Below are 16,722 nucleotides of genomic sequence, written 5' to 3'. Positions count from 1 at the left end.
GCGTCCTTTTTTACATGCCGGGCATGAAGTAGTTGGGCAGGAACAGCGCGATTTCCGGCACGAAGGCGATCAGGATCGTGACCAGCAGGATGCCGATGATGAAAGGCATGCACTCCTTTGCCAGCGGCCAGACGCCGGTACGGGCAAAACTGTCGACGGCAAACAGGCACATGCCGACTGGCGGCGTCAGGTTGCCGATCATGATCAGCAGGGTCATGACCACACCCAGATTGATCAGGTCGATGCCGAACAGGCGTGCGATCGGCATGAAGATCGGCAGGGTGATCATGAAGATTGCGTTGCCCTCAAGGAAGCAGCCCAGCACCACCACCACCCCGATGATCATCCACAAGACCCCGGCGGGCGAGGCCGACAGACCTGCCAGTGACTGGATGACCGCATCCGGAATGCGCTGATGAATGGTCAGCCAGCCGAAGAAATTGGCTGCGGCCATGATGAAGAGCAGACCGGTGGTTTGTTTCAGCGAGGCAAACAGGATGGGAGGAAGATCCTTCCACTTCAGGTCGCGATAGGCAAAGCCCAGGCCCAGTGCATACAGGGTGACGATCACGGCGGCTTCGGTTGGTGTGAAGAAGCCGGTGAGGATCCCGCCGATGATGATGACGGGAGCGAGCAGCGGCCAGAATGCGGCTTTGGTGCTGGCGACCAGTTCGGTGAAGTCGGCTTTTTCCGAGCGTGGCAGACCGCGCGGCTTGGCCATCAGCGCGATGGCCAGCATCATCGCGCCGCCCATCAACATCCCTGGAATGAAGCCGGCGAGAAAGAGTTTGGCCACAGAAACCGAGGTAATGGCTCCGTACAGGACGAAGGGAATCGAGGGCGGTATGACCGGCCCGATGCAATTGGCCGAGGCGACGATGGCTGCTGACAATGGTTTGGGATAACCGTTATCCACCATTGCCTTGTGCTGGATACGGCCCAGACCCGCGGCATCGGCTACGGCCGAGCCGGACATGCCCGAGAAAATCATCGAGGAAATTACGCTGACCTGGCCCAGCCCGCCAGATATGTGGCCGACGCAGGCCTTGGCGAAGCGGAAGATGCGGTTGGTGATGCCACCAGTGTTCATCAGATTGCCGGCGAGGATGAAGAATGGAATGGCCAGCAGGGTGAAGCCGGTGGTTCCACCGTACATGCGTTGTGGCAGCATGATGAGCAGATCGGGCTCGCCTTCCCACAGGAAGAAGCCGATGGCGGTCAGGCCGATGGCCACCGCAATCGGCAAGTCGATCATCAGCAGGATCAACAGAACGGTGAAGATGGTGAACGTGAGCATGTGCCTATCCCCTGGGCGTAGGAAGCCATGATTCTTGTGCGGATTGATTGAATGAAAAGCGCCCGCTGAGGCGGGCGCTTGAAACGGGAGCTCAGCCGCCGTTTTTCTTGATGATGGCCATGAACTCGTCGAAGTTCTTGGCGCCAACCTTGACCTTCACCTTTTCATAAGCGGAAGGCATGGCGGCCTTGAACGGAGCCAGGTCTGGTGTGTCGATACGGATTCCCAGCTTTTTCATCTCTGCGATCTGGGTGGCTTCCTGATCACGTACCAGATGACGCATCAGCTTGCTGGCCGAGTCGGACTCTTCCTGAATGATCTTCTGCTGTTCCGGCGTCAGCTTGTCCCATACCCGCTTCGAGACTACGTGAGTCATCGAGCTGTAGGTGTAATTGAGCATCGAGATGTATTTCTGCGACTCGTAGAGTTTCAGGTTGTAGATCACCGCGATTGGATTCTCTTGCCCGTCAACCACGCCGGTCTTCATTGCCATGACCAGTTCCGAGAAGCCGATGGTCTGGACCAGACCACCACAGGCCTCCACGAAGGCCTGGTAGGCGAAAGCCGGTGGGGTGCGGATCTTCAAGCCTTTCATGTCTTCGGGCTTGAGGATGGGGCGCTTGGAATTGGATACTTCGCGGAACCCCCATTCCCAGGCCGACAGGTAGACCAGCCCCTTGGCTTCGAGATCCTTGGCGACCCATTTCTTGAAATCGCCATCAAGCACCTTGTCGGCCATCGCATAATCCTTGAATGCGAATGGGGTACTCACTGCATCAAACTTCGGTACGTACTTGGCAATCTGATCCTGCCCGGAGAGGCTCATGTCGATGGCGCCAAGCACAGCCTGCTCGAGTACTTCAGGTGGATTGCCGAGCTGGTTATTCGGGAAAATCTTGATACGCACCTTGCCCCCGGTGCGTTTATCCACATTGCTGGCGAACTGTTTGGCTGCAGTTTGGGCGGGATGGTCCTCGGCACCGAAATGGCCGAGTTTGAGTTCGACTTGTGCAGAAGCGTGTGAGGCTGCAAAAGCCAGCATCAGCAGGAACGCGATTTTTTTCATGTCTCCTCCAGAAACGACGGCACTCGAAAGGCGATGGCAGGAGTACCTGACTGCCAATGACGCAACAACAGAGTGAAGCAAGGCGCAAATGTCTTCCAGAATCAGACTGCAACATGATGATCTGCAGTTGTCCGACAGGATACGGATTGCCTGGCCGTGGTCATACTGAGGGTTTTCCCCGAAAACGAAGGAATTCCGACGCAATATGCTGGTTTGAAGGGGGTGAATAGCTGAATTTGATCTGGCGCAAGAGTTTATTCAAAACCCGGCCGGATTTAGGTGGCCTAGAAACATGCCTGACAACTCTGCCACGAATCAGTCATCAGAATCGCAGGAGCCAAGAAGGAACTGTGAACAAAAAAAGCCGACCTTGCGGTCGGCTTTTTACGCGTCGTGCCTGAATTACTTGGCAGCGGAGGCGTCAGCAGCCGGAGCAGAAGCTTCAGGAGCGGAAGCGTCAGCAGCCGGAGCGGAGGCTTCGACAACAGCGGAGGCTTCAACAACCGGAGCGGAGGCTTCGACGACTGCCGGAGCTTCTTCTTTCTTACCACATGCGGACACAGCCAGAGCGATCAGGGCGGCGACGAGGAGAGACTGTTTCATTGTTAGTTTCCCTTGCGAAAAATGAGAGCGGACAAGCCAAAAAATCGGAAATCGACCATTTGGCCGATTGACGAGATTATAACAACCCGAAATGCAAAAAGGGAACACTTTGGTACAAAGACTCAACGGATAAGGCTGAGTCACAATAAGGACTTCCCCGCAAATCAGCTTGTCCGGAAGGGAAGCGTGCGCCACAGGATGTACGGACAACTGGATGGTTGCCTGACATGCGATGCATCTATTTGATTTTCTGTGGTTTTGTGCGGGGGGCGGCTTGCAAAAGTCGACTTGGCGTCTACAATCGCCCACTTTTCACCGGATTCGGGGTTGTTCATGCCTGTAGCGCTTGTAGAGTCACTGGACCACGAGGGGCGTGGCGTAGCCCGTTGCGAGGGTAAAGCTGTTTTCATTGAGGGGGCTTTACCGGGTGAGAAGGTGGAATATTCGAGTTATCGCAAGAAGCCCAGCTTTGAACAGGCCACCACTGTGCATGTGTTGCGGGAGAGCCCGCTGCGCGTCAAGCCGCGTTGCCCGCATTTTGGCGTGTGCGGGGGTTGTAGCATGCAGCATCTTGACCAGGCGGCCCAGGTTGCCGCCAAGCAGCGAGTTCTGGAAGACGCTTTCCGGCATATTGCCAAGCTGCGGCCGGAGATCATTCTTCCTCCGATTTATGGCCCAGCTTGGGGGTACCGTGATCGGGCGCGTCTTGGTGTGAGCCAGACCGGAATAAATGGAGCAGTGCTGATAGGGTTTCACGAGAAAAAAAGCAGCTATATCGCGGATATGGATTCTTGTGAAATCCTGCCAAAGCATATTTCGGCTTTGCTTTTGCCTCTGCGAGAATTGATCGCAGGCCTGTCGTCTCCTGACAAAATCTCGCAAGCCGAAATTGCGATCGGGGGTGATCGCAATGTTCTGGTACTGCGCAATTTGTTGCCGCTGAGTGCGCAAGACGAGACGAAACTGCTGGATTTTGGTTCCAGGTACGCGATCAGCATGTGGCTGCAGCCGGGAGGCGCAGACACGGTACATCCGGTACGAAAGGGTGAGGACCGGTTTCTTTATTACACCTTGCCGGAGTTTGGGCTGCGCTTGCGCTTTCGCCCCACCGATTTTACTCAGGTCAATGTGCATATCAATCGCCTGCTGATTCGTCGCGCCATGCAGCTGCTGGATCCGCGTCCTGGCGAACGTATTGCTGATCTGTTTTGTGGTCTTGGCAACTTCAGCCTGCCCGTCGCCGCACGGGGTGCAGCCGTTATCGGCGTGGAAGGGAGTGCGGTGCTGACCCGGCGCGCTGCAGAAAATGCTGCGGTGAATGGTCTCGATGAACGATGCGATTTCCGTGTAGCCAACTTGTTTGAGGCAACAGAAAAAAGCGTAGCCACCATGGGACGGCTCGACAAGATGTTGATCGATCCTCCCCGCGAAGGTGCTGTCGCTGTGTGCAGAGCGTTGGGAGACAAAGCGCCTCGTCGCATTGTTTATGTTTCATGCAATCCGGGGACGTTGGCCCGCGACGCAGCGGTGCTGGTGCACGAAAAGGGTTATCACTTGCGTGCGGTGGGTGTGGCAAACATGTTTCCGCAGACCTCGCATGTTGAATCCATTGCCCTATTCGAGCGGGGTTGAAGGTATTCGCTAAAAAACAAGGCCCGCATTTGCGGGCCTTGTTTTTTCTGGCAGGCGCTTGTTCAGTCGCGATCGCCACCAAAGATGCCGAGGATCTGCAGCAGGCTTGCGAAGATGTTGTACAGATCGAGATAAACCGACAGGGTGGCGGTAATGTAATTGGTCTCTCCGCCAGTGATGATGCGATTCAGATCAAACAACAGCCAGGCAGAAAACAGACCGCAGGTAATGACCGTCAGCGCCAGATGCAAGGCTGGCAACTGGAAGAACAGGTTGGCCAAGCTGGCGGCGATCAGCAGCAAGGTGCCGATGAAAAGGAATTTTCCCATACCGGACAGATCCCGCTTGATGGACGAAGCGAGGGCCGACATACCGAAGAAAATGATGGCAGTGCCACCGGCGGCCATGGCGATCAGCGTACCTCCGTTAGAGAATCTCAGCGTGCGCTCCAGCGTCACCGAAAGCATGAGCCCCATGACAAAGGTGAAGCCCAGCAGCAGGAATACGCCAGTCGAGCTGTCACGGAAACGCTGAATTGCGAACATCAGTCCGACCATAACGCCCAGCATCAGCAGCGGCCCCATCAGCGGGCTGCCCTTGAACAGGCCGGCGAAGTGCATCTGCATGCCCAGCCAAGCGCCTGCCGCCGTTGGCAGCATGGACAGCGCCAGCAGGTTATAAGTGTTGCGCAGGACCTTGTTGCGGTTTTGCGCAAGGTCCAGTGATGAGGTGCTGAGGGCACGATCCATGACGGGTCTCTCCAGACGGGTTTGAGGCGACGCGCGTTTTGCGTCTGGTGAATTGACAAGGCAGATGCCGCAAGGTTCCCCGAAAACAGAACGGCCCGGAGTTCCCGGGCCGTTTCATATTCTGGCGGAGGCGGTGAGATTCGAACTCACGGATGTCTTTCAACATCGCCGGTTTTCAAGACCGGTGCATTCAACCGCTCTGCCACACCTCCAGAAATCAATCACTGCGGGGTCTTTCCTGCAGGGAGCGCATTGTGCCTTTGAGGCGCGGCGCTGTCTAGTTGTGCTGCTGATTGGCCTGGCTGGCATCCGCCCAGCAGTTGGGCGTTTCATAGATGCGGACATTCTCCAACGTCAGAGCCTTGGCGCAGAGGTCGCCAATATGTGGATGGAGCAGCTCAAAGGCCTTGGCGGCCAGATTTTCAGCGGTGGGCACAACATCCAGTACGACTGTACGGTGTTCCGGCAGACTGTTCAGGAAATTCAGGATTTGCAGGTCGCCCTGATATACGAGAAAGGCATGGTCCCAAACGTCGACGACATGCTGACGCATGAGGGTCTTGACTTCCGAGAAGTCCAGCACCATGCCGTTTCGGGGGTCTCCGTCCATGCGGGTCACATCACCGGAAACGGTGACCTCCAGCGCGTAACGGTGCCCATGCAGGTGCCGGCACAGACTGCGGTGATCCGGGATGCGATGTCCGGAATCGAATTCAAGGCGACGGGTGATGATCACGATATCAGCAGGGTCTTGCGTGGAACACGAATCGGATTGTAGCCCATCAAAGCAAAACCCCGCGAAGCACTGTACTTGCGGGGTTTGCAAAGAATGGCGAGAGGAAAACCTCCCGGAAGGATTACTTTTCCTTCTTCTTGGCTTTGGCGTCCTTCTTCAGGCTCTTGTACAGATCTGACTTGTGCGCGCGCAGATACTCGATGACTTCAAAATCATCCTTGCGGATCTTGTCGATATCGATCTGTTCGATGTGTACCAGTCGCAGCAGCGCCTGAACGGGACGGGGGATGTTGCGGCCGCTTTCATAGCGGGAGCCGCCACTTTGGGTGACACCCAGTTCTGACCAGAATTCAGATTGATTCAGGCCTAGTTTGCGGCGGATTTCGCGTACATCGATGTTTTCGATGGTCTTCATGTATGGTTTCCTTGTCAGTAGTTGGAGCGTTGGCGCAGAAGGGGGATCGCCGCCTTGCCGTTTAAGCCCCTGCCTTTTTAAAAAATGCTGGAAGCTTGAAATCGACCTATGACTTTGGTTATAGGTTAAAGCTAGTATAGATCAATAATTCCGGGGCATTCAAGTAGCATTTGTGTCTGTTTTTCGAGAAAAGTTCAGGGCTTGACGTAAAAAGTTGTCAATAAACCCGGTTGATGAATATGTAAACAGGCGTGCCGGAATCCAGTGCATGGGATAAAATCTTGCCCTTTCCTGTTTTGGTAACACACACCCAAGATGGCGCTGATAGTTCAGAAGTACGGTGGTACCTCGGTCGGCAACCCCGAACGCATCAAGAACGTGGCCCGACGAGTGGCGCGCGCGCATGCAGAAGGGCACAAGCTGGTTGTAGTCGTGTCTGCCATGAGTGGCGAAACGAACCGCCTTGTTGCTCTGGCCAAGGAAGTTCAGGCCAATCCTGATCCCCGTGAGCTTGACGTGGTTATATCCACGGGCGAGCAGGTCACCATCGGTCTGTTGAGCATGGCGCTGCAAGCTGAAGGCATCAAGGCCCGAAGCTACACAGGGCCGCAGGTCCGTATCCTGACAGATAGCTCCTTTACCAAGGCCCGCATTCTGAAAATTGACGAAGACCGCATGCGTAAGGACCTCGATGAGGGGTGCGTGGTTGTGGTTGCGGGGTTCCAGGGGGTTGATGATGCTGGCAACATCACTACCCTGGGGCGCGGTGGTTCGGACACGACCGGGGTCGCGTTGGCGGCAGCGTTGCGTGCTGATGAATGCCAGATTTATACCGATGTGGATGGCGTCTACACCACTGACCCACGCATCGTGCCTGAGGCGCGCAAGCTTGATCGCATCACTTTCGAGGAAATGCTCGAAATGGCAAGCCTTGGCTCCAAGGTGTTGCAGATCCGCTCTGTCGAGTTTGCCGGTAAATACAAGGTCAAATTGCGGGTGCTCTCCAGCTTTCAGGATGGAGGCGAGGGCACGCTGATTACTTTCGAGGAAGATACCAAGATGGAACAGCCGATCATTTCCGGCATCGCGTTCAATCGCGACGAAGCCAAGCTCACCATTCAAGGTGTGCCGGATCGCCCGGGCATTGCTTACCAGATCCTTGGCCCGGTCGCTGAGGCCAATATTGATGTAGATATGATCATCCAGAACGTTGGCCAGGATGGCTCGACCGATTTCTCCTTTACCGTGCCGCGTGGCGAAATGGATCGCGCCATGAGCATTCTGGAGGGGGTCAAGACCCATACCGGCGCACGCGAAGTTCATGGTGACCGCACCATGGCCAAGGTTTCGGTCGTCGGCGTAGGCATGCGCTCGCATGTAGGCGTTGCCAGTCGCATGTTCCGCACGCTGGCCGAAGAAGGCATCAATATCCAGATGATTTCCACTTCCGAGATCAAGATTTCGGTGGCGATTGACGAGAAATATCTGGAGTTGGCTGTCCGCGTCTTACACAAGGCATTTGAACTCGATCAGACTGCTGCTTGAGAGATTGACGAGGGGCAGGAGGGCGGCTAGAATGCGCCCTCTTTGCGGAGAGTTGGCCGAGTGGTCGAAGGCACTCCCCTGCTAAGGGAGCAGACGGGCAAAACCTGTCTCGAGGGTTCGAATCCCTTGCTCTCCGCCATAAAGAAAAAAACATCGAAAGGTGTTGCAGAAAACGGGAAAGTTGTTCATAATTCCGCTTCTGTTTTTGCACCCATAGCTCAGCTGGATAGAGTACCTGGCTACGAACCAGGGGGTCGGGCGTTCGAATCGCTCTGGGTGTACCAGTTTCAAGTGGAAAGGCCGGTCGAAAGACCGGCCTTTTTGCTTTTCAGCGCGGAATTTCTTCTGCCTTTAGGTGCGCTGCGCCGGATGCCGGTTTTTACCGCACAATACGACGGTTGCCGTGTTGAATGCCTGCGTTACCGTCACTTCTCATGAATATCGAATCCAGCTCCCAATCCATTGCACTGTCGTCTGCCGGCGCACTGGCTTTGCCTCCGGAGCGACAGGCGCTTGTGGTCGTGCAGGACTCGGCCGGGTTCGTCAATCGTGGCCTGGCAATCCTGTGGCGTGAGATGGCTGCTGGTGGTGAGCTGCTGACAGCAGATCAGGCGGCTCGTCATGCCGAGGCACGGACATTGATTGAGCGTGATGATCTGGCGGGTTTGGGGCGTTTATTGCATGAACATCCGGGGCTACCGGAATACCGCTCAGCGGAGGACGGGCAGCAGCTTCTGCATGTGGCTGCACGTAATGGTTCCGCCTCTTGTGTTGCCCTGTTGATCGAGCTTTGTGCGCCGCTGGATGCCCGTTGTGCTGAAGAGGGAGGGCTGCCTGGTGCGACGCCTTTGCTGATTGCGGCGGAGCTGGCGCGTGAGGACGTGGCCCTCTGCCTGCTTTCTGCAGGAGCTGACCCAGATGCCTGTCTGCCGGCCGGGGGCGAGACGGCTTTACAGTTTGCCGCGGCGCATGGACAGGAGGCTCTGGTGGCGGCCTTGCTCAACGCCGGAGCGGATATTGAAGCACAGGCCCGCTGGCACTCCTACGATGATCAGCTAGGCGCTTATGGCGGCAATGGCGCCTTGCATGTGGCTGCGTTGAATAATCGGGCGGAAATTGTCCGCTTGCTGCTGAAAGCAGGGGCGGAGCGCGATGTTTGCGCTGCCGATTTGCGGACGCCCCTGCATTACGCAGCCGCGCGTGGTTGCGCTGCGGCGCTGGAGGTGCTGCTGGCGGCGGGGGCAGATCCGGACGCACAGGATTGTTGCGAACTCGAAGGTCTTACAACACGCATGTCGCCGCTGCACTATGCCGTCATCAATGACCATGCGGCAGCGGCAGCAATGCTGCTTTGCTATGGAGCCAATCCGGCGCTCGTCGAGGCAGGCAGTGGCGAGAGCGCACTGCAGCTGGCTGAGCGTTGCGATGATTCCCAGCTGGCGGCCCTGCTGCAGCGCGCTCAGCGCGGCGAAGCGGGGGAGGGTGTGTTCAGTCATCTCGATGATCAGTACATCACCTGTCAGCCTGCCGCCTATGCTGAATTACGGGCCTTTTTGCTCAATCTGCTGGCGGAATTTCCGCTGGGCAGCAAAAGTTTGCTGGTTCTCAGCGACTGGCTGGCCGAGATGCTCGGCGCAGAAAATCGCCCGCATCTGGTGCGAGCCTATCGCGAACGTCTGACCGGAGGGGTTTGCTGAGTGTTCCAGTGGCTGAATCGCGATAAACCGGCCCCCGAGCAACTCGAGCTCGATGGCAAGCTGCAGCAGCTTGAGGTGCTCGAAGAGCGCTATGCCGAAGTGCAGACCGAATACGTCACCCTGCAGAACGCGTTGGCGGCTTTCAAGCTGCGTTACTGGCGCCGAGTGGGGGATCTGTACGCCCGGCTGGATGAATTGCGCGCGGACATCGCACGCGTGCGGGTCCGTCTGGCCCCGCGTGACCCGTCGCGTCAGGCTGCGGCCAAGGCGGCGACAACACAGGCACGGGCCAGTGCGGATGCCGCCCGCGCAATCGATGTGGATCTGGGCAATGAGGAGTTCTCGCCGACCGAAGATCTGCGCAAGTTCTACCGAATGGCGGCCCGGATCGTGCACCCGGATCGCGCCGGCGATGACGATGACCGCGGCCTGCGCGACGAGATCATGTCGCGCATCAACGTGGCTTATCGGGATGGTCATGTGCACACCATCCAGGCCCTGATCGACGAATACCAGATGCGTGCCCAGCCGGGCGAGGATGATGCGGCCACGCGCCTGATCCGGACCATCCGCCTGATGTCACGGGTGCGCGAGCAGATTGGCGAGATCAGTCAGGCAACGGCCACCTTGCGTGATTCCGGACTGTATCGCCTCTTCAAAACCGTGGAAGAGGCCGAAGCCCGCGGTGAAGACAAATTGCGCGTCATCGAAGCGGGTATCCAGCGCGACATTGCTCGCACCGAGAGCGAGTTGCAGCGCCTCCAGCAGGAGCTCGACGCGCGTTTGCTTGGCAATGCTCCTGCTGCGGCGCCTGCTTCGACAGCGGCTCCTGGCGGACCTGTGCAGCCGCCCAGTGTGGAGACTCCCGTCGTTATTGAGTCTACGAGCGATATGCCTGAAAACAAAGGCGGGGGGCGGGTTTGCAGCCCGGCCGAATTGGAAATTGCGCGTTTGCTGGATGAAGCCGGGCTGACCTGTGCCTATCTTCAGCCTTTGCCGGGTGGCGCGCATTCACCGAGCTTCACCGTGCAGGACAAGGATGGCCAGCCTCTGCTGTGGGAGCATCTGGCGCATGGCGAGGACGAGAGTCTGCGCACACGCTGGCAAGCGCAGCAGGCCTGGTATGCAGAGAACGGTTTTGATGCCGGCGTGAATCTCTTCGTCACGCGTGACGAGCCGGATGGTTCATTCAAGCCGGAGCGGTTGCGCAAGGTGGCTGACTACATCCGGACCTTGTGCGGGGCGTGACGGGCGATAGTGACAGGTCAGGCGACCTGTCACCATCACCGCACATATCCCTCATCAGTAGGTGTGTTCCGGCGCCGGGAAGCTGCCACCCTTTACGGCGGCAGAATAAGCCGCCACGGCCGCGTCAATGCTGGCCGCTCCTTCCATGAAGTTCTTCACGAAGCGTGCGACCTTGCCGGGGTAAATGCCCAGCATGTCGTGCAGCACCAGCACCTGACCGTCACAGTCCTTGCCCGCGCCGATGCCGATGGTGGCCATGCTGGTGAGGGATTTTGTGAGCTCGGCGGCCAATGTCGCCGGGACCATTTCCAGTACGACCATGGCTGCGCCGGCGGCCTCCAGAGCCAGTGCGTCGGCTTTCATCTGCGTGGCGGAGGCTTCGGTCTTGCCCTGCACGCGGTAACCGCCGAGCTGGTGCACCGATTGCGGCGTCAAGCCGATGTGGGCGCACACCGGCACGCCACGCTCAACGAGGAAACGCACCGTCTCGGCCATGTACGCGCCGCCTTCCAGCTTCACCATCTGCGCGCCTGCTGCCATCAGGCGTGCCGCATTGCGCAGAGCCTGGGCCGGGCTTTCCTGATAGCTGGCAAAGGGCAGGTCGGCGATCACCCAGGCGCGCTGGGCGGCACGAGCAACACATTCGGTGTGATAGACCATGTGATCCATCGTTACCGGCAGGGTGCTTTTCTGTCCTTGCACCGTATTGCCCAGCGAATCGCCGATCAGCAGCACATCCACGCCATTGCGTTCGCATAGCGCAGCGAAACTCGCGTCGTAAGCCGTGAGCATGGCGATCTTCTCGCCGTTCTGACGCATGGCCGCGAGGCTGGTAAGGGTGACGGGTTTGGTGTTGGCGAGGTAGCTCATGGCAACTCCTGTGCAGTGGGGCGATCAGGATCGCCCGCGGTGGGAGCGAATTGTCCGCCAATCTGTGTGAGCGGAGTATCCAGTGTTTTTATGGAGGTATGGATTGAAATGCAGCCCCGTGAGGCCGGGTTCAAGCGTAGCTGAAGTATTCGCGATACCCACGCATGGCCAGCAGACGTTGCAGGATCAGTTCGAAGTCGTCGTCTTCTTCCACCGGGTTCAGCACCTCGGCATTGATCACGAAGAGCGGCGCGGCCTCAAAATCGTGGAAGAAGCGCGCGTAGCGCTCGGATACGGTGGCCAGGTAGCCTTCGGTGATCTTGCGCTCGGCATCCAGCCCGCGCTTGCGTACACGCTCGATCAGGGTTTCCGGTTGGGCCTGCAGATAGATCACCAGATCCGGTTTGAGCGGAGCCGGGCGCAGTTGTTCAAAGACGCGCTCGTAGAGCCGGGCTTCATCCTCCGTCAGATTCAGGCTGGCAAACAGCGGATCTTTCTCGAGAATGAAATCGCCCACCACGCGATGCCCCGCATTCAGGCGCTCGGCTGCCTGGCCGAGCAGGTCGGCGCGCTGGAACAGAAACTCGATCTGGGTGGCCAGTGCCCAGCGTTCGCGTTCGGCATAGAAGCGGCCAAGGAAGGGGTTCATCTCCGGTTGTTCCAGCACCAGATTACCGTTCATGCGTTGCGCCAGGCGTCGTGCCAGACTGGTCTTGCCGGCACCGATGGGACCTTCAACGACGATGTATTGGGCTTTTTCGAGCATGGAGTTTCAAGTGCCTGCGATGTGTAGCGATATTGTAGGGCGGACTTCGGCAAGGATGGCAGCTGGAATCCTCTCAGCGGAGGCCTGAGGCTCAGCCGCGGAAAATGAAATACACCGCGCCCAGCATGCAGAGGGTAGCCCACAGGTAATCAAGCTTGAGCGGCTGATCCATGTAGAACACGGCAAAAGGTACGAACACGGCCAGCGTGATCGCCTCCTGCATGATCTTGAGCTGGCCGAGTGAAAGTTCCTGTGCACCGATGCGATTTGCCGGGACCTGCAGCAGATACTCGAACAGGGCGATGCCCCAGGCAATGAAGGCCGCGATGATCCATGGCCGGTTCTGCAGGTGCTTCAGATGCCCGTACCAGGCGAAAGTCATGAACACATTGGAGGCGACGAGCAGGCCGCCAGTTTGCAACCACACGGGCATGCAGGTCTCCTTCTTCAGTCAGCGATGCGCGCGATATGCGCGTCGGGCAGTGTGTCGAGCAATTCCAGTGCCGGACCGCGCCCGGGGATGCGGGTTTCGGGGGCAAGCTCGCACAGCGGAATCAGCACGAACGCACGTTCATGCATGCGCGGGTGCGGCAGGTGCAGGCCGGGGGCGTCGAGAATCTCGTGGCCGTAGAGCAGCAGGTCCAGATCCAGGGTGCGCGCGGCATTGCGGGCGCTGCGCTGGCGGCCGAAAGCTTTCTCCAGAGCGAGCAGGGCGTCGAGCAGTTCGGTCGGAGCCAGTGTAGTGTCCAGCGCGGCGACGGCATTGATGTAATCGGGCTGACCTTCCGTGCCAGGGCCGACTGGGGCGGTGCGATAAAGACTGGAGCGCGCCATGACGCGGCTTTCCGGCAAATTGCCGAGTGCCGCGAGGGCTTCGCGCACGGTGGCGACAGGGTCACCCAGGTTGGCGCCGAGGCCAACCCATGCGAGAACGGCCACTGTGCTTATTCTCCCGCCGTGCTGTCAGAAGAGGCGCCAGCCGGCTTCTTGCGCGGGCGGCGGCGTTTGCGGGCAGCGCCATCGCCTTTCTTTTCGGGTACCAACATGGCTTCGCGTGCATCAGTGTTGGTGCTGGCGAATTCATCCCACCAGTCCGGCAGCTCCATGTTGATCTCGCCGGATTCTGCGCGCAGGCGCAGGAAGTCATAGCCGGCGCGGAAACGCGGCTGCTCGATCAGGCGGAACGGGGCCTTGCCCGCACGCTTCTCGAAGCGCGGTTGCAGCGCCCAGATCTCGGTGATGTCGCCCGCAATTCGGCGGGTGATGGCGAGTTTCTGGGCCTGGGAGGCGAGCACTTCATCCATGGCTTCGAACAGTGCCGGTTGTGAATGCTGCTTGGTGGCCTTGCGGGCCGTCCAGTTGCTCAGTACTTCATGCCAGAGCAGGCAGGCAAACAGGAAGCCGGGGGAAATCGGCTTGCCGGCGCGCACCCGGGCGTCGGTGTTTTCCAGCGCCAGCCATACGAATTTTTCGCCCATCGGCTGCTCAAGGATCACATCCAGCAAGGGCAGCAGGCCGTGATGCAGTCCTTCGTCGCGCAGGCGTTTGAGGCTCACCACCGCATAGCCGGACGAGAGCAGCTTGAGCATCTCGTCAAAGAGGCGGGCGGCCGGCACATTGGCGAGCAGACCGGCCATCTCGCGGATTGGCTTGCGGGCGGCAGGGTCGAGAATCAGATCCAGTTTGGCGGCCAGGCGCACGGCGCGCAGCATGCGCACCGGGTCCTCGCGGTAACGCGTGGCCGGGTCGCCGATTACGCGCATGGTCTTCTGTTTCAGGTCGGCTACGCCGTGGTGGAAGTCCAGCACGGTCTCGGTCGTCGGGTCGTAGAACAGGGCATTGACCGTAAAGTCGCGTCGCGTGGCGTCGTCTTCGATGCAGCCCCATACGTTGTCGTGCAGCACGCGGCCATGTTCGTCTGTCTCGGTGTCGTCGTCGTGCAGCGCGCGGTAGGTCGAGACTTCAATCGTTTCCGGTCCGCTCATCACATGCACGATGCGGAAACGCCGGCCGATAATGCGCGAGCGGCGGAACAGGTGGCGAACCTCTTCCGGCGTGGCGCTGGTGGCGACGTCGAAATCCTTGGGGTCGATGCGGGCGATCAGATCGCGCACTGCGCCACCGACCACGTAGGCGGTGAAGCCTGCCTCCTGCAGCACGCTGCACACCTTGCGCGCGGCGGGCGAGACCATCTCGCGGCGAATGCCGTGCGAGGCCAGCGGGATGACCGCGCCTTCGGCCTTGGGTCTGACGGATGTCTTCTTGGTAAACACCTTGCGCAACAGTTTGCGGATCATGCTTGTGTGGTGTGGGGCCTTGGCCCGATTCTGGTTTCAGTGAAGGGCTTTCTGCCCCGAGGGCGGAAGTATACCGCCAGCAGCCCGGGCTTCGCGGATTATCTGGTCTGACGTGCCTGCAGTGTCCGGAATAGCCAGCTGCGGGCGGGTTCCACGCCGCTGCGTACGTATCCCAGCGGGCTGGGGTCAAGGAGGAAGCGGTGCTGCAGGCTTTCCACGCCGCCACGCCCGGCGAACAGGACCCGGTCGCCCGAATGCAGGGCGGTTGCCGGCGGGGGCAGCATGATTTCCTCGTCGCCTCGGAGCAGCAGCAGGGGTACAGCCTTGAGCGTTTGCGCGGGGTCGAGCGGATTGATCAGGAGTTCGCGCAACAGCAGGGGGTGCTCAGTCTGTCCGGCGAGTGCGTTGCGTAGCCCCGGGTATGAGGCATAGGCATTGAAAACCCAGATGTGCGGGACGCGCTCCTCCAGTTCGGTGAGCAGGCGTACGGCGATCTGCTCGGCGAGCTGCGGTCCTTTCCGGCGCACTTGCAGCAGGAATCGGTTGAGCAGCGGAGCAACGAGCAACTGCAGGCACTCACGCACCATGATCTCGGATTTCACGAAGCACAGGTGGGCACGGGCCGCTTCGATCAGGCTGCGTTCGGCCACATGATTCTGGCGGATGATCACATGCAACCCCGGCTTGAGTTTGCGGGCACGCGTGATGAGAGCCAGATTCATGGCGTCGCGGTCGGTGCCGGCGACGATGCCGACGGCCTGCTCGATGCCTGCCGTGTGCAGGCTTTCGACGGAATTGTCGCTGTGCTGCAGGTGCGGTTCGTCGGGCAGGCGTGCATTGGCGTCAATGGCCGTCCAGGTGGTTCCTGTATGGGTCAGGGCCCGGGCAACGGCATGACCGAAACGGCCATAACCGAGAATCAGCCAGTGGCCTTTCGGAACTACAGGGGGCTCCGGACAAGCGCTGCCGGGCACGCTGGAGAGCCATTCCTCCACCCACAGCACAGCAGGCGTGGCGAGTGCCATTTCGAGATTGGCAGCGAAAGTCTCGAAGGGGTCGATCACCGTGATGTTCGGGAACCCGTCGAGATTGGCGCGGGCGAGTGTGCTGTGCACCCGCGCGATCACAGTCAGATCGGGATTCAGGGCACTGGCTCCGATCGCGATGGCCTGAGCTGCCTCGTCGTCGCCTACCTGCACGATCAAGGCCTTGCAGCGGCGATGCATGATGCCGGCATCGGTCAGGATGTCCGGCCAGCGTGCGTCGGCACACAGAGCCAGAGGCGGCTCCTGATAAACCTCCACATCCGGGCGGGCAGCGCGTTCAGGGCGCAGCTCGATCAATACGCTGCGGGTGTGCAGTTCATCAAAGGCATGAGCCAGGGCTGTGCCGCTCTGGCCGTAGCCGGCGATGACGTAAAAGGGTTCGTTGAGGCGTCGGACCCGTCGGGCGAAATTGCTGCGTGCAACGGCTGTGCGGAACACCGGCTCCTGCACCAGCGCGAAAATGCTACCCAGTGCGTAGGCCCAGCAGGTGACCGAGAGGTAGATCGTGAACGTGATCCAGGCACGCTGGGCGTCGGAGAATACCCAGGGCAGTTCGCCGAAACCGATGGTGGTGGCCGTGTAGCTCACCACATAGAACGCGTGGAAAAAGCCCAGGGAGGCAGGGTGCCCCTGCGCATCTACGCCGGGTATGGCGACCAGCCCGGCTACGGATATGGCATACGCCAGGATCAGGGTGATCAGCGGCGTGCGCAGCCGGCGCAGTGCGATGAAGAGAACGTCCCCCACGGTTGCGT

16 protein-coding genes and 3 tRNA genes are annotated in these 16,722 nt (G+C 59.3%); 6 read left to right on the top strand and 13 right to left on the bottom strand.

Annotated elements, in window-relative coordinates:
* Nucleotides 1-10: 10 nt before the first annotated feature.
* From Q9Q94_RS17500 to Q9Q94_RS17490, 3 genes are all read right to left on the bottom strand, one after another.
* On the bottom strand, nt 11-1,297 hold the full coding sequence (locus tag Q9Q94_RS17500; RefSeq protein ID WP_305981423.1) for a TRAP transporter large permease: 1,287 nt from the start codon (nt 1,295-1,297) through the stop codon (nt 11-13).
* A gap of 91 nt (nt 1,298-1,388) precedes the next feature.
* Nucleotides 1,389-2,363, bottom strand: coding sequence for a TRAP transporter substrate-binding protein (locus tag Q9Q94_RS17495; RefSeq protein WP_305981422.1), 975 nt, complete (start codon nt 2,361-2,363; stop codon nt 1,389-1,391).
* Nucleotides 2,364-2,765: 402 nt separating this feature from the next.
* On the bottom strand, nt 2,766-2,966 hold the full coding sequence (locus tag Q9Q94_RS17490) for a hypothetical protein (protein WP_305981421.1): 201 nt from the start codon (nt 2,964-2,966) through the stop codon (nt 2,766-2,768).
* Between the two features lie 333 nt (nt 2,967-3,299).
* On the opposite strand from Q9Q94_RS17490, the gene rlmD reads away from it, so the two are divergent.
* Nucleotides 3,300-4,598, top strand: a complete 1,299-nt coding sequence (gene rlmD, locus Q9Q94_RS17485; protein WP_305981420.1) for a 23S rRNA (uracil(1939)-C(5))-methyltransferase RlmD — start codon at nt 3,300-3,302, stop codon at nt 4,596-4,598.
* A gap of 62 nt (nt 4,599-4,660) precedes the next feature.
* Here the strand turns inward: rlmD and Q9Q94_RS17480 are convergent, their stop codons facing one another.
* The 4 genes from Q9Q94_RS17480 to Q9Q94_RS17465 all read right to left on the bottom strand — a co-directional run bounded on the left by Q9Q94_RS17480 (nt 4,661) and on the right by Q9Q94_RS17465 (nt 6,498).
* Nucleotides 4,661-5,347: a Bax inhibitor-1/YccA family protein gene (locus Q9Q94_RS17480; protein WP_305981419.1), complete on the bottom strand. Its 687-nt coding sequence runs from the start codon at nt 5,345-5,347 to the stop codon at nt 4,661-4,663.
* 122 nt (nt 5,348-5,469) lie between these two features.
* Nucleotides 5,470-5,559, bottom strand: a tRNA-Ser gene (locus Q9Q94_RS17475).
* Between the two features lie 65 nt (nt 5,560-5,624).
* Nucleotides 5,625-6,083 (bottom strand): 6-carboxytetrahydropterin synthase QueD, encoded by a 459-nt coding sequence (gene queD / locus Q9Q94_RS17470; RefSeq protein WP_305981418.1) that lies wholly within the window; start codon nt 6,081-6,083, stop codon nt 5,625-5,627.
* Between the two features lie 121 nt (nt 6,084-6,204).
* Nucleotides 6,205-6,498 (bottom strand): DNA-binding transcriptional regulator, encoded by a 294-nt coding sequence (locus Q9Q94_RS17465; protein WP_305981417.1) that lies wholly within the window; start codon nt 6,496-6,498, stop codon nt 6,205-6,207.
* 315 nt (nt 6,499-6,813) lie between these two features.
* On the opposite strand from Q9Q94_RS17465, the gene Q9Q94_RS17460 reads away from it, so the two are divergent.
* From Q9Q94_RS17460 to Q9Q94_RS17440, 5 genes are all read left to right on the top strand, one after another.
* Nucleotides 6,814-8,043 carry an aspartate kinase gene (locus Q9Q94_RS17460; protein ID WP_305981416.1) on the top strand — a complete coding sequence of 410 codons (1,230 nt, stop codon included), beginning with the start codon at nt 6,814-6,816 and terminating at the stop codon, nt 8,041-8,043.
* Between the two features lie 46 nt (nt 8,044-8,089).
* Nucleotides 8,090-8,182, top strand: a tRNA-Ser gene (locus Q9Q94_RS17455).
* 68 nt (nt 8,183-8,250) lie between these two features.
* A tRNA-Arg gene (locus Q9Q94_RS17450) sits at nt 8,251-8,327 on the top strand.
* Nucleotides 8,328-8,477: 150 nt separating this feature from the next.
* On the top strand, nt 8,478-9,740 hold the full coding sequence (locus Q9Q94_RS17445) for an ankyrin repeat domain-containing protein (RefSeq protein ID WP_305981415.1): 1,263 nt from the start codon (nt 8,478-8,480) through the stop codon (nt 9,738-9,740).
* Nucleotides 9,741-10,988 carry a hypothetical protein gene (locus Q9Q94_RS17440; RefSeq protein ID WP_305981414.1) on the top strand — a complete coding sequence of 416 codons (1,248 nt, stop codon included), beginning with the start codon at nt 9,741-9,743 and terminating at the stop codon, nt 10,986-10,988.
* A 54-nt stretch (nt 10,989-11,042) separates the two neighbouring features.
* Here Q9Q94_RS17440 and panB read toward each other — a convergent pair whose 3' ends face one another.
* The 6 genes from panB to Q9Q94_RS17410 all read right to left on the bottom strand — a co-directional run bounded on the left by panB (nt 11,043) and on the right by Q9Q94_RS17410 (nt 16,714).
* A complete protein-coding gene (gene panB, locus Q9Q94_RS17435) occupies nt 11,043-11,858 on the bottom strand; it encodes a 3-methyl-2-oxobutanoate hydroxymethyltransferase (RefSeq protein ID WP_305981413.1) in 816 nt (271 codons plus the stop codon).
* Between the two features lie 130 nt (nt 11,859-11,988).
* A complete protein-coding gene (locus Q9Q94_RS17430; protein WP_305981412.1) occupies nt 11,989-12,624 on the bottom strand; it encodes a deoxynucleoside kinase in 636 nt (211 codons plus the stop codon).
* A gap of 91 nt (nt 12,625-12,715) precedes the next feature.
* Nucleotides 12,716-13,057: a DMT family protein gene (locus Q9Q94_RS17425; RefSeq protein WP_305981411.1), complete on the bottom strand. Its 342-nt coding sequence runs from the start codon at nt 13,055-13,057 to the stop codon at nt 12,716-12,718.
* 14 nt (nt 13,058-13,071) lie between these two features.
* Complete coding sequence (gene folK / locus Q9Q94_RS17420; RefSeq protein WP_305981410.1) at nt 13,072-13,563, bottom strand: 2-amino-4-hydroxy-6-hydroxymethyldihydropteridine diphosphokinase; 492 nt, start codon at nt 13,561-13,563, stop codon at nt 13,072-13,074.
* A gap of 5 nt (nt 13,564-13,568) precedes the next feature.
* Complete coding sequence (gene pcnB / locus Q9Q94_RS17415) at nt 13,569-14,921, bottom strand: polynucleotide adenylyltransferase PcnB (protein ID WP_305981409.1); 1,353 nt, start codon at nt 14,919-14,921, stop codon at nt 13,569-13,571.
* 98 nt (nt 14,922-15,019) lie between these two features.
* Nucleotides 15,020-16,714: an NAD-binding protein gene (locus Q9Q94_RS17410; protein WP_305981408.1), complete on the bottom strand. Its 1,695-nt coding sequence runs from the start codon at nt 16,712-16,714 to the stop codon at nt 15,020-15,022.
* Nucleotides 16,715-16,722 lie beyond the last annotated feature (8 nt).

It is taken from the genome of Uliginosibacterium sp. 31-16 (assembly GCF_030730865.1).
In the GTDB taxonomy this organism is placed as follows: Bacteria; Pseudomonadota; Gammaproteobacteria; order Burkholderiales; family Rhodocyclaceae; genus Uliginosibacterium.
Note: the sequence above shows the minus strand (reverse complement) of the source record. Positions and strands in the feature narration are given on the sequence as shown.

Coding starts and splice junctions, on each gene's coding strand:
- Q9Q94_RS17500 (WP_305981423.1), bottom strand. CDS start 1,297: ATGCTCACGTTCACCATCTTCACCGTTCTGTTGATCCTGCTGATGATC.
- Q9Q94_RS17460 (WP_305981416.1), top strand. CDS start 6,814: ATGGCGCTGATAGTTCAGAAGTACGGTGGTACCTCGGTCGGCAACCCC.
- panB (WP_305981413.1), bottom strand. CDS start 11,858: ATGAGCTACCTCGCCAACACCAAACCCGTCACCCTTACCAGCCTCGCG.
- Q9Q94_RS17445 (WP_305981415.1), top strand. CDS start 8,478: ATGAATATCGAATCCAGCTCCCAATCCATTGCACTGTCGTCTGCCGGC.
- Q9Q94_RS17495 (WP_305981422.1), bottom strand. CDS start 2,363: ATGAAAAAAATCGCGTTCCTGCTGATGCTGGCTTTTGCAGCCTCACAC.
- Q9Q94_RS17425 (WP_305981411.1), bottom strand. CDS start 13,057: ATGCCCGTGTGGTTGCAAACTGGCGGCCTGCTCGTCGCCTCCAATGTG.
- rlmD (WP_305981420.1), top strand. CDS start 3,300: ATGCCTGTAGCGCTTGTAGAGTCACTGGACCACGAGGGGCGTGGCGTA.
- Q9Q94_RS17480 (WP_305981419.1), bottom strand. CDS start 5,347: ATGGATCGTGCCCTCAGCACCTCATCACTGGACCTTGCGCAAAACCGC.
- Q9Q94_RS17465 (WP_305981417.1), bottom strand. CDS start 6,498: ATGAAGACCATCGAAAACATCGATGTACGCGAAATCCGCCGCAAACTA.
- pcnB (WP_305981409.1), bottom strand. CDS start 14,921: ATGATCCGCAAACTGTTGCGCAAGGTGTTTACCAAGAAGACATCCGTC.
- Q9Q94_RS17490 (WP_305981421.1), bottom strand. CDS start 2,966: ATGAAACAGTCTCTCCTCGTCGCCGCCCTGATCGCTCTGGCTGTGTCC.
- Q9Q94_RS17430 (WP_305981412.1), bottom strand. CDS start 12,624: ATGCTCGAAAAAGCCCAATACATCGTCGTTGAAGGTCCCATCGGTGCC.